Annotated in this window: 14 protein-coding genes and 1 pseudogene; 10 read left to right on the top strand and 5 right to left on the bottom strand. The window is 69.5% G+C overall.

Annotation, left to right across the window (positions count from 1 at the left end; genetic code table 11):
* A pseudogene (locus ABZU72_RS09955) lies at window positions 1-93 on the top strand (urease subunit beta); the annotation flags it as partial.
* Window positions 94-237: 144 nt separating this feature from the next.
* On the opposite strand, the gene ABZU72_RS09960 reads toward ABZU72_RS09955, so the two are convergent.
* Entirely contained in the window at window positions 238-924 is a 687-nt protein-coding gene (locus ABZU72_RS09960) for a peptidoglycan-binding domain-containing protein (protein WP_355018697.1), read from the bottom strand.
* A gap of 100 nt (window positions 925-1024) precedes the next feature.
* The gene (locus ABZU72_RS09965; protein WP_355018698.1) at window positions 1025-3448 is read right to left on the bottom strand and encodes a calcium-binding protein; all 2424 of its coding nucleotides are present in this window, start codon (window positions 3446-3448) and stop codon (window positions 1025-1027) included.
* Between the two features lie 157 nt (window positions 3449-3605).
* Between ABZU72_RS09965 and ABZU72_RS09970 the strand changes: the two genes are divergently transcribed.
* Window positions 3606-5177 carry a YegS/Rv2252/BmrU family lipid kinase gene (locus ABZU72_RS09970; protein ID WP_355018699.1) on the top strand — a complete coding sequence of 524 codons (1572 nt, stop codon included), beginning with the start codon at window positions 3606-3608 and terminating at the stop codon, window positions 5175-5177.
* A gap of 411 nt (window positions 5178-5588) precedes the next feature.
* Here the strand turns inward: ABZU72_RS09970 and ABZU72_RS09975 are convergent, their stop codons facing one another.
* Window positions 5589-5999: a DUF4446 family protein gene (locus tag ABZU72_RS09975; protein WP_355018700.1), complete on the bottom strand. Its 411-nt coding sequence runs from the start codon at window positions 5997-5999 to the stop codon at window positions 5589-5591.
* Between the two features lie 24 nt (window positions 6000-6023).
* Here ABZU72_RS09975 and ABZU72_RS09980 point away from each other — a divergent pair, with 24 nt between their 5' ends.
* The 8 genes from ABZU72_RS09980 (at window position 6024) to ABZU72_RS10015 (ending at window position 13323) form a co-directional block, all read left to right on the top strand.
* Entirely contained in the window at window positions 6024-6863 is an 840-nt protein-coding gene (locus ABZU72_RS09980; RefSeq protein WP_355018701.1) for a prephenate dehydratase, read from the top strand.
* A 3-nt stretch (window positions 6864-6866) separates the two neighbouring features.
* Window positions 6867-7544 carry a nickel pincer cofactor biosynthesis protein LarB gene (gene larB, locus ABZU72_RS09985; protein WP_355018702.1) on the top strand — a complete coding sequence of 226 codons (678 nt, stop codon included), beginning with the start codon at window positions 6867-6869 and terminating at the stop codon, window positions 7542-7544.
* On the top strand, window positions 7541-8815 hold the full coding sequence (gene larC / locus ABZU72_RS09990; protein ID WP_355018703.1) for a nickel pincer cofactor biosynthesis protein LarC: 1275 nt from the start codon (window positions 7541-7543) through the stop codon (window positions 8813-8815). The genes larB and larC overlap by 4 nt, the downstream gene beginning before the upstream one ends.
* 83 nt (window positions 8816-8898) lie before the next feature.
* Complete coding sequence (locus ABZU72_RS09995; protein WP_355018704.1) at window positions 8899-9501, top strand: TMEM165/GDT1 family protein; 603 nt, start codon at window positions 8899-8901, stop codon at window positions 9499-9501.
* Between the two features lie 24 nt (window positions 9502-9525).
* On the top strand, window positions 9526-10728 hold the full coding sequence (locus ABZU72_RS10000; RefSeq protein ID WP_355018705.1) for an arginine deiminase: 1203 nt from the start codon (window positions 9526-9528) through the stop codon (window positions 10726-10728).
* A 263-nt stretch (window positions 10729-10991) separates the two neighbouring features.
* Window positions 10992-11363 (top strand): cyclic nucleotide-binding domain-containing protein, encoded by a 372-nt coding sequence (locus tag ABZU72_RS10005; protein WP_355018706.1) that lies wholly within the window; start codon window positions 10992-10994, stop codon window positions 11361-11363.
* Window positions 11364-11443: 80 nt separating this feature from the next.
* Window positions 11444-12382 carry an adenylate/guanylate cyclase domain-containing protein gene (locus ABZU72_RS10010; RefSeq protein WP_355018707.1) on the top strand — a complete coding sequence of 313 codons (939 nt, stop codon included), beginning with the start codon at window positions 11444-11446 and terminating at the stop codon, window positions 12380-12382.
* A gap of 68 nt (window positions 12383-12450) precedes the next feature.
* Window positions 12451-13323 (top strand): AraC family transcriptional regulator, encoded by an 873-nt coding sequence (locus ABZU72_RS10015; RefSeq protein ID WP_355018708.1) that lies wholly within the window; start codon window positions 12451-12453, stop codon window positions 13321-13323.
* Between the two features lie 70 nt (window positions 13324-13393).
* Here the strand turns inward: ABZU72_RS10015 and ABZU72_RS10020 are convergent, their stop codons facing one another.
* Window positions 13394-14332 carry a DUF5926 family protein gene (locus ABZU72_RS10020; protein WP_355018709.1) on the bottom strand — a complete coding sequence of 313 codons (939 nt, stop codon included), beginning with the start codon at window positions 14330-14332 and terminating at the stop codon, window positions 13394-13396.
* A gap of 44 nt (window positions 14333-14376) precedes the next feature.
* On the bottom strand, window positions 14377-15147 hold the full coding sequence (locus tag ABZU72_RS10025) for a glycerophosphodiester phosphodiesterase family protein (protein ID WP_355018710.1): 771 nt from the start codon (window positions 15145-15147) through the stop codon (window positions 14377-14379).
* Between the last annotated feature and the right edge of the window lie 55 nt (window positions 15148-15202).

Genomic DNA, 15202 nt, shown 5'->3' on the forward strand with positions numbered 1-15202 from the left:
GCCGGCGACATCGTCCTCAACGAGGGGGCGGCGCAGGTGACCCTGCTCGTCGCCAATACCGGCGACAGGCCGATCCAAGTCGGCTCGCACTACCCCCGGTCCACCACGTCGGAGGACGCGCCACGGCGCTCCTGCGAGGCACGTACGCGGTCGGGGTCTTCGCGGAGGATGCGCGGGTCGATCATGCGGCAAGGCTAGTCGACCGGACCACCAGATCTCACTTCAGTAATCGGCCGGTCACCAGTAGACCGGGCTGGTCTTGCCGCACGGGCGCAGGAACGAGCGGTAGACCGTCACGTCGGTGAAGTTATAGCCGTAGGAATCGTTCGTGTAGTAGTTGGCCTTCGTGTAGGTGACGTACGCGGCCGTCGTGTTGTACGTCTTCGGGAAGCCCGAGGGGTTCGACGCGGTCGAGCGGGAACCCTTGCTGGCGATCGTGCCTCGGATCAGCCCGCTCGCACTGCTGGCGTAGATGTAGGCCTGCTTCCACGAGGTGCTGCGCTTGTTGGTGACCGTGTAGCGGATCGACGAGCCGCCACGGACGATGAGGCAGGCGTACCAGTTCGCGGTGCTTACCGAGGTGATGAGCGTGCCCGCTCCGGACATGCCCGCCCTGATCTTCGACCACGTACGCGACCCGACGATGCCGTCGTCCGCCAGCCCCTTCGCCCGCTGGTAGTTCTTCACCCGGGCGGTCGTCGCGGACCCGAACGAACCGTCCGGCTTGAGCCCACCGAGCACCTTCTGGAGCAGCGTCACGCAGCTGCCGGTGTTGCCGGGACGTACGGTCTTCGGGCTGCTGATCGTGCAGCTGACCGCGGCCTCCGCCGGCGCCGTGCCCGCGTCCACGGCGACCAGTCCGCCCGTTGCCACAGCCGCCGCCGCGAGCAGTCCGCCCATGCGCAACCGCACCGATGTCTTCACTGTATGGATCCCTCTCGATTCATGTTCTCGGAACTCGAAAGGGGCAGTGTCGCCAACGGATGACGCCGCCCGAACCCGTACCTCTCCCGTACCTCTGGGGCTACGGAATGCGTACGCGCCGCTCCACCGACGAGCTGCTGTCGCTGCCCGTGCCACCGTCACCGTAGTCACGGCCGTAGCCGCCGTAGAGACGGTCGTTGCCCGAGTGACCGTAGAGCGAGTCGTTGCCCGAGCCGCCCTCGATGCGGTCCGAACCGCCGAGGCCGACCAGCTTATTGGCTCCGGTGTTGCCCCGCAGGACGTCGGCGTAGTTCGTGCCGGTCACGTGCTCGAAGGTCAGTAGACGATCCGCTCCCGCCCCGGTCGACTGCACCGAGGTCGTGTTGAGCGCGACCTTCACCCCGTTGCGTACGTTCGAGTACGAGACGGTGTCGGCGCCCGAGCCACCTTCCGCGCGGTCGTTTCCGAGGCCGGGGAAGATCGTGTCGCTGCCGCCTCCGCCAAGAAGTACGTTGGCGCCACCGTCGCCGATGAGGCGATCCGAGTAGGGGCTGCCCTTCAGGTTCTGCATCCCCGCGAGCGTGTCGGTGCCGCCACCCCCGGTCGCCCGGGACATGGTCGCGGTGACGCGGTTGTCGGCAGTGGCGTAGGACGCCGTGTCGATGCCGGTGCCGCCGTTCAGCGAGTCGTCGCCGGCGTTGCCCGCGAGCAGATCGTCGCCGCTGTCGCCGCGCAGGGAGTCGGTGTTGTTTCCGCCTTCCAACGTGTCGTTGCCGCTGCCGCCCTCGATCACGTCGTTGCCGATGTCGCCCTTCAGGCGGTCGTTGCCGCCACCGCCGAGGACACGGTCGTTGCCGGACTCGCCGACGACGGTGTCCGCGCCTTCTCCCGCACTCACGGTGTCGCTGCCGGGGCCAGCCTTGATGGTGTCGTTGCCGTCTCCGGCGTCGATGCGGTCAGCGGACCCGACGGTGGGGCTGTAGTAGTCCTCGTCGCCGTAGATCGCGTCCGCTTCTCCCCTGCCGTAGATCGAGTCGAGGCCGGAACCGCCGATCAGCTCGTCCTTGCCGGATCCGCCTTCGATGAGGTCGTTCCCAGCGCCACCCCTGATGTAGTTGGACTCCGCGGCCCCGTAAATCTTGTCGTCCCCCGCGTCACCGTTGGCGGAGAGCGACGTAGATCCTCCGTAGATGGTGTCGTTGCCGTTGCCGCCGTTGGCGTCGCCACCGATCGCCCCGACGCGGATCGTGTCGCCGCCGTCACCGCCGTACGCAGCCGAGCTCATGCTGCCGTCGAGAGTGATCGCATCGTCCCCGAGCCCGCCGAACACTCGCGCCGAGCCCACGCCGTTGCTCAAGGTGTCGTTGCCGTCGTCACCGCTGATCAGATCCAAGGCGCCGTAGGGGCCACCGGTGATCGTGTCGTTCCCACCATCGCCCCACAGCTCGTCGTAGTCGGTGGACCCGCCACTCCGATTGCCGAGGAAGGTGTCGTCACCCTCGCCTCCGTGGAGGACGTCCTCGCCGGCACCGTCCTGGAGAGTGTCGTTCCCGGGTCCGGCGTCGATCTGGTCATCGCCGGATCCAGCATCGATGGTGTCGTCACGATCGGTGCCGGTAACGACATCGGCGTTGATGGTGCCGATCACCGACTCGAACCCCGTCATGGTGGCACTCCAACTGCTCGCACCTGAGGCCATGTCGAGCTCGATACCCCTCGTCGATGGGTTGGAGTTCGTAGAGCCAAGATCGAGCTCGTCCACCGCAGTGTCCGCGGAGCCCGCGTCGATGACATCTCCGGGCGCTTCGGCGTCCGTCACCATGACGCTGTCTGCGCCCTCGCCACCGAGAACGGTGTCGGCGTCCGAGCCACCCCTGAGCCAGTCCGCACCGGCACCACCGTCGACAAGGTCGACACCCGCATCCCCGCGGAGAATGTCGACGCCGTCGGCGCCATAGATCCGATCATCTCCAGCGCCGCCATAGCCGTAGTCGCGAGCAGGACCACCGAAAATCGTGTCGGCGCCGCCCTGACCGTCGAAGGAGCCGCCGGTGGCACCCGCATGGAAGGTGTCGTCGCCGTCCCCGCCCGTGGCCATGTAGAAGGTCTGCAACCCCGGCTGGCGGCCACCGTGGATTAGGTCATTTCCAGGACCCGCGTAGAGCCACCTGAAGTCACCGTTGATCGTGTCGTTCCCGTCGCCGGCGTCAACCTCGTTGCCGCTACGGGGGTAGATGGTGTCGTCGCCCGGCCCAGCGACGATCTTCGCCGTGCCCTCACCCTGGACACAGATCGTGTCGTGACCGCCCAGCGCGTCGACAGCCACCGCCGCCGGGACGGCGATGACATCGTCGCCCTCGGTGGGGAGCTGACCCTCGACCGACAGGTCGACGGTGACGGGCTTGCCGCCGCACTCACCTTCTGCCGCGGCGGCGGAGCCGGCGAGGAGGCCGCCGACGCCGAGGGCGACGGCGGGGACGGAGAGGAGCCCGATGAGGGCGTACGAGGAGGCGCGAGAGCGCATGAGAGACCTCACAACGACGAGGGACCGAGAGGTGCCGGCGCCGACCCGAATCATGCGCGGAAAGCGCACGATAGCGCTTTCCTCCGGCCCCTGCCTCGGCTTTTGTCCAGCCCGTTCATTCACTGTGTGGAAGACGTATCGCGCATACTGACTCACCGTGCTTGACCTTTCGCGCCGTGCCCTGCTGCTCTGGGCGGCTTCGCTGTTCGCTCTGTGCGCCCTGATCGGGATCGCGGGGATCAACGGGTGGCCGCCCGTCTCGGCGATCGACGAGCTCGGCCGGGACGCGACGGCGGTGACCGCGGAGAACGGCTGGATGCTCGACTTCTGGCACATCGTCGAGGTGGGAACGGACTGGTACTTGGCGGTCGGGGTCGCGCTCCTGGTCGCCGCGGGGCTGTTCCGCAAATACCCGCGCGCCGCGGTCTACGTGTTCGGCGTCGTCGTGGTCACGCTGGTCCTACGCCGCGCGGTGGTGCTGCTCGTCGACCGCGACCGGCCCGCGTGGCAGCTGGCGTCGTGGTTCCACGAGTCACCTTCGTACCCGTCCGGCCATACGACCGGGATCGCGGTGCTGGCGGGCGTGATCGCGGTGGTCGTGACGATGTTCGTACGCCGCCGCGGCATCCGCCGCCTGGCCTACACCGGCCTCATCCTGCTGGTCGTGCTCGTCGCCGCCGACCGGGTCTTCCTCGGCCGCCACTACCCCTCCGACGTGCTCGGTGGGCTCCTCTTCGCCGCCGGCGCCGTCTTCCTCGGCATGGCGCTCTACACGCCGCTGCCCACCTCGCACGCGCTGGGGCGGCGGCCGCTGGTCGACTCGGTGCGCGGCAACCGGAAGATCGCGGTCGTCCTGAACCCGATCAAGGTCGAGTCGGTCGAGCATTTCAAGACGATGGTCAACACGATGGCCAAGGAGTCCGGCTGGAAGGCGCCGACCTGGCACCTGACCACGGTCGAGGACCCGGGCAAGGGGATGGCACTGGCGGCCCAGGCGGAGGGCGCCGACCTGGTCCTCGTCTGTGGCGGCGACGGCACCGTACGCGAGGTCTGCTCCGCCCTGGCCGGCACCGGCATCGCGGTCGGGATCGTCCCCGGTGGCACCGGCAACCTGCTGGCGCGCAACCTGTCGATCCCGCTCTACATCCGCGCCGCGATCGACGTCGCGCTCACCGGACAGGACCAGGCGATCGACCTGGTCGAGGTCTCGGGCGACAACCTCGAGGACACCAACTTCCTGGTCATGGCCGGGATGGGCTTCGACGCCGCGATCATGAGCGGCGTCAACGAGGACATCAAGAAGCGGATCGGCTGGATGGCGTACGTCCTCTCCGCCTTCAAGAGCCTGATGTTCCCGGCGATGCGGCTGGAGATCTCCGTCGACGACGGCGAATTCACCAGGCACCGGGCGCGCACGGTCGTGGTCGGCAACGTCGGCTACCTCCAGGCCAACATGCCGCTGCTGCCGGCGGCAGCGCTCGACGACGGCCTCATCGACGTGGTGCTGCTCTATCCGCAGCGATTCTGGTCCTGGCTCCCGCTCGCGGTCCGGGTGCTGAGCAAGCGCCCGCGCACCGACAATCTGATCAACCGGATGACCGGTGCCAGCGTCGTGATCCGGACCAACCACGACCAGCCGCGGCAGCTCGACGGCGACACGATCTCCGAGGGTCGCGAGCTCCGCATGCAGTGTCTCCCCGGGCGCCTGCTCGTCCGCGTGCCACGCTGACAGCCAGTCCCGATTCGGTCCCGAATCCAAACGACACGCGGCAGGGCCGAACGTCCCGGCAATCCGGGCCCAAAGTCCCTCTTTCTGCGTGTTTTCAGCACGTTTGGCCCCGATTCTCGTGGCAAAACCGAGCCGACTCGCCGACACAGATGTCTTGTTGACAAGTAAATGTTCATAAGGTGTCTGACACGACTCGGCGTGAGCCGAGTCGTCGTCTTCGACCGGGCTCAAGCCTGACTCCGGCCGATGACGTGGCAAGACCCACACACTGGTCGGAAATCCCCCGCGACCAGTGGTCGACTCCCGGGCCGTCCCACCCGCAGCCCGGGTTTGAAAACCGGCACGCTCGGAACGGTTCCCCCGCCACGCCCGAGCGTGCCGGTGTCGTTTTCGGGCCCGGATCAGCCCGGATCAGCTCTTGGGTTTGGCCTGCTGGACGGCCTCGGTCTCCTCGGGCGACATCAGCTGGGACGACTTCCAGGCGCTGATGCTCTTCGCGTACGACCTCGCCTCGGTGCGGCCGTGGATCGAGGTGAGCAGGACCCCGTCGCCGTTGTCGTCGAGCAGCGCAAGGCACCAGCTCAGGTGGCCGCCGGCGTCTCCGAAGGCGTCGAAGCGCACGACCGCGAGGTGGCGCAGGTTCATCGCCGACTCGGCGCGCAGGGCCGCGACCTCGGCGCGCAGACCGGCGACGTCGGTCGGGAGCGACTCGACGTCGGCAGGGTCGGGGCGACGTACGTCCTTCGTCTTCTGCCAGGACGCTCCGGCGAGGGCCAGGGCGGCGATTGCTGTCAGCAGACTGAGAATTGCAAGAGCGAGCACATCGGGCGAATCTAGACTGTCGCTGTGTCCGAGCCACATCGCATCGCCTATCAGGGCGAACCAGGGTCCAACTCACACATGGTGTGCCAGCGGCACTACCCCGAGCTGGAGTCGGTGCCGTGCGCCTCGTTCGAGGACGTCTTTGCGACCGTCGAGGCGGGTGAGGCGTCGCTGGCGATGATCCCGATCGACAACTCCCTGGCCGGGCGGGTGGCCGACATCCACCACTTCCTCCCCGAGTCCAACCTGCACATCATCGCCGAGCACTACCTGCGGATCCGGTTCCACCTGCTCGGCCTTCCGGGCGCCCACCTGGACGACATCCGTACGGTCCACTCCCACGTCCACGCCCTGGGCCAGTGCCGCAACATCATCCGGCAGCACGGCTTCACGCCGGTCGTCTCCGGTGACACCGCCGGTGCCGCGCGTGAGGTGATCGAGGCCGGTGACCCGACGATGGCCGCGATCTCTCCGCCGCTGGCCGCCTCGATCTACGGGCTGGACGTGCTCGCCACCGACATCGAGGACGCCGACCACAACACCACCCGCTTCGTGGTGCTCTCGCCCGACTTCATCCAGGCTCCCGCCGACGCGGGTCCGGTGGTGACCTCGTTCATCTTCAACGTACGCAACCTCCCGGCCGCCCTCTACAAGGCGCTCGGCGGCTTCGCGACCAACGGCGTCAACATGACCAAGCTGGAGTCCTACATGGTGGATGGGAAGTTCACCGCCACCCAGTTCCTCGCCGAGGTCGACGGTCACCCGGACCAGCCGGGGCTGAAGCGGGCCCTGGAGGAGCTGGCCTTCTTCACCACGGACGTGAAGCTGCTGGGGGTCTACCCCGCCGACCCGGCGCGGTTCTGAGCGATGCCGGACGACGAGCCGACCGCCGACCTCGGGTTCGCCCGCGTCGACCTCGACCGGGAGCGCCGCACCGGTGACCCCGAGGTCGTGTACGCCGACGGCAAGACCCCCGAACAGGTCGTCGCGATACTTCGCCGACTGCACGAGGCGCATCCCTCGCGCGCCGTCCTGGCCACCCGGGTCTCCGCCGAGGCGGCCGCCCGGGTCGCGGCCGAGCTGCCGACGGCGGTCCACGATGCCGAGGCCCGCGCGGTCACGCTCGGGCCGCTGCCGACCCCGCACGGCCGGGTGTGCGTCGTCGCCGCCGGGACGTCCGACGGACCGGTCGCGGCCGAGGCCGCGCTCGCCTGTCGGGTCCACGGCGCCGGGGTCGAGCGGATCACCGACGTCGGTGTCGCCGGGATCCACCGCCTGATGGCCGTACGCGACCGGCTCGACGACGCCGACTGCCTGATCGTCGTCGCGGGGATGGAAGGTGCCCTGCCCTCCGTGGTCGGCGGGCTGGTGGGAGTGCCGATGATCGGGTTGCCGACCTCCGTCGGCTACGGCGCCTCCTTCGGCGGGCTGGCCGCGCTGCTGGCGATGCTCAACTCGTGTGCTCCCGGCGTGACCGTGGTCAACATCGACAACGGCTACGGCGCCGGGGTCGCGGCGGCTCGGATCGCGCGGCGGGCTCGGTGAGCGTCGTCTGGGTCGACGCGTCCTCCGGAGCCTCGGGGGACATGCTGCTCGGCGCGCTCGTCGGCGCCGGCGTGCCTCTCTCGGTGATCGCCTCGGCCGTGGATGCGGTCGCCCCCGAGCCGGTGGGTCTCGCCGCGTCGCCCGTGACCCGTGGCGCGCTGGCCGCGACCCGGTGTCGCGTCGAGATCGCCGACTCGGTCCATCACCGCACCTGGACCGACGTCCGTGCGCTGCTGACCGGCGCGGCGCTGGACTACGCCGTGCGTGACCTGGCGTTGCGGGTCTTCGAGCGGCTGGCTGAGGCCGAGGGGGCCGTCCACGGGATCTCCCCCGAATCGGTCCACTTCCACGAGGTCGGGGCGCTGGACGCGATCGCCGACGTGGTCGGGGTCTGTGCCGGCTTCGTGCATCTGGGCGCCGACGAGGTCGTGGTCTCGCCCGTCGCGGTCGGGTCGGGCTCGATCCGGGCCGCCCACGGCAGCCTCCCGGTGCCGCCGCCTGCCGTGGCGCGGCTGCTCACCGGCGTACCTTCCTTCGCGGGGCCTCCGGGCCATCCCGAGATGGAGCTGTGCACGCCGACGGGCGCCGCCCTCCTCGCCACTCTCGCCACCTCCTGGGGCGACCAGCCAGCGATGACGGCCCGAGCGATCGGCGTCGGCGCCGGCAGCAGGAACCCGGAGGGCTGGTCGAACACCCTGCGCCTGCTGATCGGTGATTCTGCGGTGCGGCCGGGGGCAGAATCCCGCCATGGCGGGGAAATGCGGGCGGATCCCGCGGCCGGAGCAGGCAGTTTCCCGCCATGGCGGGAAACTGCGCCGACCGAGCTCGTCATCGAGGCGAACATCGACGATCTCGAGCCCCGACTGATCCCGGGCGCCCTCGACGCGCTTCTGGCGGCCGGCGCCAACGACGCCTGGGTCACGCCGATCCTGATGAAGAAGGGCCGACCGGCCTACACGCTCCACGCTCTCACCCGTCCCGATGCAGCCGAGGCGGTCCGGCGGGTGTTCTTCCGGGAGACCTCGACGATCGGCGTACGCGAGCACGAGGTCGTCAAGCACGCCCTGCCTCGCGAGACGCTGACCGTGAGCGTCGGGGGACACCCGATCGCGGTCAAGGCCGCTCGTCTCGACGGCGAGGTCATCAACCTGCAGCCGGAGTGGGACGACGTCGAGCGCGCCGCCGCCGCGCTCGATCGCCCGGCGATCGACGTACTCGCCGAGGCCAAGGCCGCCGCCCTCGCTCCACCGCTGGTCGAGCCGGATTCGTGAGGTACGAACGAATCCGTGTCGAGACCGACATGGCCGGGTGCGACGATATGAGCCGGACGTAAAGAACTGGAACGGAAACCCTGATGGACATCACCGTCGTCGCGCTGGCCTTCGCCGCGATCTTCGTCGTCGAGCTCCCGGACAAGACGTTCCTGGCGACGCTGGTGCTGTCGACGAAGTACCGGCCGATCTTCGTGTGGCTCGGTGTCGGCGCGGCGTTCGCGGTCCAGACGCTCATCGCGGTGGCGATCGGCGGGGTGGCGACGCTTCTCCCGACCGACCTGATCCACATCGTCGCCGCCCTGCTCTTCCTCGGCGGCGCGGTGTTCCTGTTCATCGAGGGGCGCCGTCACCACGGCACCGCCTCCGAGGACGACGGCAGCGAGTTCGCCGAGAAGGCGAAGGACGTACGCGGCTTCCGCCAGGTCCTGGCCAGCTTCATGGTCCTCTTCGCGGCCGAGTGGGGAGACCTCTCCCAGCTGCTGAGCGTCTCGCTGGTGGCTCGCTACCACGACCCGGTCTCGGTCTTCATCGGCTCCTGGGCCGCGTTGCTGGCGGTGTCGGGGCTCGCGGTGCTGCTGGGACGTACGCTGCTCCGGTTCATCAAGCTGCACGTCCTGCACTACGTCGGCGCCGTCGTCTGCCTCGTCCTGGGCATCCTGACGTTGGTCGAGGTGTTCGCCTGAGCGGCTTCATCTAGGCTCTGCGCCATGGTGAGACTTGGCGCCGACAGCGAGGTCGGACGACTGCGTACGGTAATGCTCCACCGGCCCGGCCGGGAGCTCACCCGGCTGACGCCGCGGAACAACGACAAGCTGCTCTTCGACGGCATCCCGTGGGTCAAGCGGGCACAGGACGAGCACGACGCCTTCGCGGCCGCGCTGCGGGATCGCGACGTCGAGGTGCTCTACCTGACCGACCTGCTCACCGAGACCCTCGAGGTGCCCGAGGCGCGGAAGCTGGCGCTCGAGAACGTGCTGGGCTCGCTCACCCTCGGCGACACCCTGCGCGACTACCTGAGCGGTGCCCTCGCTGACGCCGGACCGGCGGAGCTGACCGACCACCTGACCGCCGGCGTCCGTAACGACGAAGTACGCGGCGGCCACGGCCTGGTCACCAGCCTCCTCGCCCACGACGACTTCCTGATCGACCCGCTCCCCAACCTGCTCTTCACCCGCGACTCGTCGGTGTGGATCCGCGACCGGGCCACGGTCACCTCGCTGGCGATGCCGGCTCGCAAGCGCGAGACCGCGCTCACCGAGCTGATCTACCAGTTCCACCCGCGCTTCGAAGCCAGCCCACGGCTGCACGGCGCCCACCTGGAGCACGTCGAGGGTGGGGACGTACTCCTCCTGGCGCCGGGTGTCGTCGCGGTCGGGGTCGGCGAGCGCACCACCCCCGCCGGGGCCGAGCGGCTCGCCCGCCAGGTCTTCGACGAGGAGCTCGCCCACACCGTGCTCGCGGTGCCGATCGCGCAGGAGCGCGCGACGATGCACCTGGACACCATCGCCACGCTGGTGAACACCGACAAGATGGTGATCTACCCGAACGCGGTCGACTCGCTGGTGGCGTACGCCGTGACCCCCGCGGGCGGCGACGGCCAGCTGAACATCGCGGCCCCGCGCCCGTTCCTCGAGGTCGCGGCCGAGGCGATGGGGATCGACAAGCTCCACCACATCGACACCGGGCTCGACCCGGTCGCCGCCGAGCGCGAGCAGTGGGACGACGGCAACAACACCCTGGCCCTGGCGCCGGGCGTGGTCGTGGCGTACGAGCGCAACACCCAGACCAATGGAGCCCTGGAGGCTGCCGGTATCGAGGTCATCGCGATCGCCGGCTCCGAGCTGGGCTCCGGCCGCGGCGGCCCCCGATGCATGAGCTGTCCGATCGCCCGCGACCCGCTGCCCGCATAGCCCGGATCCACCGATGGCCGCCGTCGCGAGCGTCACCAGACGGGTGTGATGGCAAGGCGACGCCGCGAGGGCATACCGGGTGTCTGTTGAGCGGCGTCAACGCCGCCAGCGCGCCCGTATGGTGGCGCGTAGCAGGCGGAGATCGGTGGATCCGGGCTTAAGCAACTACACCCGCGGGTAACCCCTGTAGACGAACATCGTTGATCTCTGTAACTGCCGTCACATCGCGGCAGCACCCCACAGCCGACCCGAAGGAAACCCTCGTGACCGAGTCGTTCTTCTCCATGTTCACGCCCAAGGAGATCGCGCACATCAGCGCCACCGGCACCCGCGTACACCTGCCCGAGGGCTGGTCGCCGATCTGGGAGGACACCCCGCCGGACAAGGCCTACATCATCCTCGACGGCACCGTCTCGGTCCGCCGGGACAAGGAGGAGATCGCCCAGTGCGGTCCCGGTGACATCATCGGCGAGGCGGCGATCATGCGGGGCTCGCTGCGCACGGCCTCCATCGTCGCCCTCACCCCGCTCGACCTGATCCACCTCAGCGCCGACAAGCTGCAGCAGCTGTCCGTCGAGATGCCGACGTTCGCACGGGCGCTGGAGAAGGTCGCCAAGGAGAGGTTCGACTCCTGACGCTCGAGGACCAGGCTGACGAGGGCCTCGGCCAAGGCCGTAGCCGTGAGGCAGACATCGAGCTGGCCGAGGCGCTCGCCGTGGTCGAGTCCTTCGTCCTCGGCCAGACGCCCACGCTGACCCGCGCCGAGGTGGCGGACGCTGCCGGCGTACCCATGGAGGTCACCGAGGACCTCTGGCACCACCTCGGCTTCCCGCATGCGGGCGAGGACGAGATCGCCTTCACCGACGCAGATGTCGAGGCGTTGCGGATGACGCAGGAGCTCGTACGCCTCGGGGTGCTCAGCGAGGACCGCCAGGCGGCGCTCGTGCGGACCTGGGGACGGTCCTACGCGCGCCTGGCCGAGTGGCAGACGTCGCTGCTGGCCGAGGTCGCCCGGGAGCGGGGCGGCGACGAGGTCGAGGACCTGGTCGCCCTGACAGGGCAGGTGCTGCCGCTGGTCGAGTCGCTGCAGGACTATGTCTGGCGCCGCCATCTGGTCAGCGCGGCGCGGCGGATGCTCACCGTCGCGGATGCCTCCGCGGTGCCGCTGGCGGTCGGCTTCGTCGACATCGTCGGCTACACCTCCCGCTCCAAGCGGCTCAGCGACAAGGAGCTGGTCGACTGGGTCGAGGAGTTCGAGGACACCTGCTCCGACGTCGTCGTCGAGCACGGCGGACGGGTGATCAAGTATCTCGGCGACGGGGTATTCTTCACCTTCGAGGACGTCGCCGCCGCGGCCCGGACCGCCCTGGACCTGGCCGCCCTCGGAGAAGATCGCGACAGCGCGTTTCCGCACGTCAGAGCCGGGATATCCTACGGCGACGTGGTGCTCCGGCTCGGCGACGTCTTCGGACCGACGGTCAACATCGCCGCCCGCCTCACGACCGTCGCCCGGCCCTCGTCGGTGGTCATCGACGAGAACGCCGCCGCCGCGCTCGAGGACGTCGACGGCTTCCAGGTCGAGAAGATGCGGCGTACGAGTGTGAAGGGCTACTCCCGCCTGCAGGCGTTCCGGCTGCGTTCGCGGTCCGACTGAACCGGGCCAGGAAAGTCGGGCGCCAGGGGTTGCTCCCGGGCGAGGCTTGATGGCGAAAGGAGGACCACATGATCGGAACGCTCAACACCCTGGTCGACATGGTCGAGGCAGAAATCGGCAACGGGCTCACCGGCGAGGTGGACGTGGCCCGGGTCGCCCGCGACCACGGAACCACCGAGTACCACCTGCGCCGGATGTTCTCGGCGCTGGCCGGGATGCCCCTGTCGGAGTACGTACGCCGCCGCCGGATGACCCTGGCAGCGGCCGACCTGGTGGCCGGCGCCCCTGACCTCCTGGAGGTCGCGGTGCGCTACGGCTACGGCTCGACCGAGGCGTTCGGGCGCGCGTTCCGTGCCGTGCACGGTTCGGCCCCCGCCGACGTACGCCGATCCGGTGGTCCGCTACGCACACAACCCACGCTCAGGTTCCGCCTGAGCGTCGAAGGGAGCACCCCGATGGACGTCACCATCAACGACATGCCCGAGCTGAGGCTGGTCGGCCACGCCACCAAGGTCCCGCTGATCTACGAGGGCGTGAACCCGCACATCCAGGCACACATCGCCTCGATCGCGCCCGAGGAGCACGTTCGGCTCAAGGAGCTCAACGACACCGACCCGCGCGGCATCCTCGCCGTCACCGACTCCCCGTCGCCCGATGCGCAGGAGGGGACGATGATCACCTACCTGCACGGGGTCGCGGTCACGCCGTCGGCCGCCGTGCCCGACGGGCTCGACAGCATCACCGTGCCGGCCGGCTCCTGGGCGGTCTTCACCTCCAGCGGCCCGCATCCGGAGACGCTGCAGCGGCTCTGGGCGGCCACTGCCACCGACTGGTTCCCGTCGAACCCGTGGCGGCTCCGCCCCGGGCCGTCCGTCCTGCGCTACCTCGAGCTCACCGAGACGTACGCCTCGTGCGAGCTCTGGTTGCCGGTGGAGCAGTAGCCGCTGGTCGAACCACTGCTGGTCGAGCCGGATTCGTGAGTTACGAACGAATCCGGCTCGACCAGCGGGGTCAGCGGATGGTGACCTGTCGGTTGGCGAGCCCGGCGCGAGCCGAGCGCACCTCGGGGGTGATCTCGGAGTCGTCGGCGAGGGCCTCGTCGAGCAGCTTCTTGAATGCCACCGCCGGCTCCTCGAGCGCCTCGGCGCCGGTGCCGACCGGCAGGTCCCAGACGGGGGCGAGCAGACCGTGGGCACGGAACATGCCGACGAAACGAGCGTCGGGGACGATCACGTCCTCGCCGGTCACGTGCAGGCGTGCGAGCGCGGTCAGCAGGGCGTCCTCGGGCTCGGGCATCACCCAGCGCAGGTGCTCCTTGGAGCCGACCGAGGTCCAGTACGCAGCCTCGACCGACGCGAGCCGCAGCGTCGGCAGCACCGACTCGTTGGCGTGCTCGAGCGCGTGCTCGAAGTCGCCCTTGTCCTCGACGTCGGCGAGCCACCAGTCGAAGCCCTCGTGGACGGTGACGTCCAGGGTCGAGTCGGTCACCAGGTCCTGCAGCCGCGGCCCGGGACCGGGCGCGGTGGTCAGACCGAAGATGCCGGACTCGCCGGCAGCGCGGCTCTCCAGCGCCTGGAGCAGCGCGGCGGCCACGTCACGCGACACGTCGCCGTAGTTGTGCTGCACCTGCAGCCCGGCCCAGACCTCGCCCGAGTCGCGCGACATCGCCGGCGCGGCGCCGGGCAGCAGGGTGCCCAGCGTGACGGGGGTCGACTCGAAGCCTTTCACCGTGAGCGACACCGTCGCCGAGGGCACGAGCTCACGCAGCGCGACCAGGTCGCACTCGCCGGGCAGGCCCTCGAACGGGCGCCCCACGAACGCGCCGCCGGCGGCACCGTGACACGCCTTGTAGCGCTTGCCGGACCCGCACGGGCAGGCCGCGCGCGGGTTGGGACCGTCCGTCGGGGCCGCAGCCGCCTGACGGTTCTTGACTCGGGACTTCTTGGCCACGGCCAAACCCTAACCTGCCAGGCCCGCGCACCAGGTAACACGCCTCAGCGGCCGAGCAGCTCCAGCATGAACCCCGGCCGGTCGGTGATGACCGCGTTGACCCCGAGGTCGAGGCAGAGCTTGAGCTGCTCCTCGGTGTTGACGGTGTAGACGTGGAGGTTGCGGCCCTTCGACGCCAGCCGCCGCCCGAGCTTCGGGTGGGCGGTGAGCATCTCGATGCTGGCCCCGAGCCACCAGTCCGGGCCGATCGTGTGCCGCAGGAGCGACCAGTTGGCGGCGCGGTCGACGAGCTGGACCAGAGGTACGCCCGGCGCCAGCCGCTCCACCCGCTGCAGCGCCGTGAACGAGAAGCTCATCACCCGCACCGGGCTGCCCGGACCGGCCCAACCGAAGTCGTTGAGCACGTCGACCAGACGCCCCTCGGTCAGCCCGCCGTAGCGCGTCGGGTGCTTGGTCTCGATCGCCATCTCGACGTGCCGACCGTAGTCCCGTACGACCCGCAGCAGCCGGTGCAGCGTGAGCACGCCGCGCATGTCCCGGTCCGGCGCCTCGTCCTCCCCCTCCCAGAACCCGTTCTTCCAGGCTGCGAAGTCGATCGCCTGCAGCTCGGCGAGGGTCATCTCCGAGACCAGCCCTCGCGCGCCGATGCGGCGCAGATGGCGGTCGTGGACGCAGACGAGATGTCCGTCCATGGTCAGACGTACGTCGCACTCCAAGGCGTCCGCGCCCGCATCCAGGGCTGCGACGTACGCAGCGAGGGTGTGCTCCGCGATCTCATGACTGGCGCCGCGATGCGCGACGACCTGGGGCCTCATGAGGAGATTGTTGTCCATCGGACAACCGCGTGGGGGCACGACACGACGCCGACAT

Source organism: Nocardioides sp. NPDC004968, assembly GCF_040608935.1.
In the GTDB taxonomy this organism is placed as follows: Bacteria; Actinomycetota; Actinomycetes; order Propionibacteriales; family Nocardioidaceae; genus Nocardioides.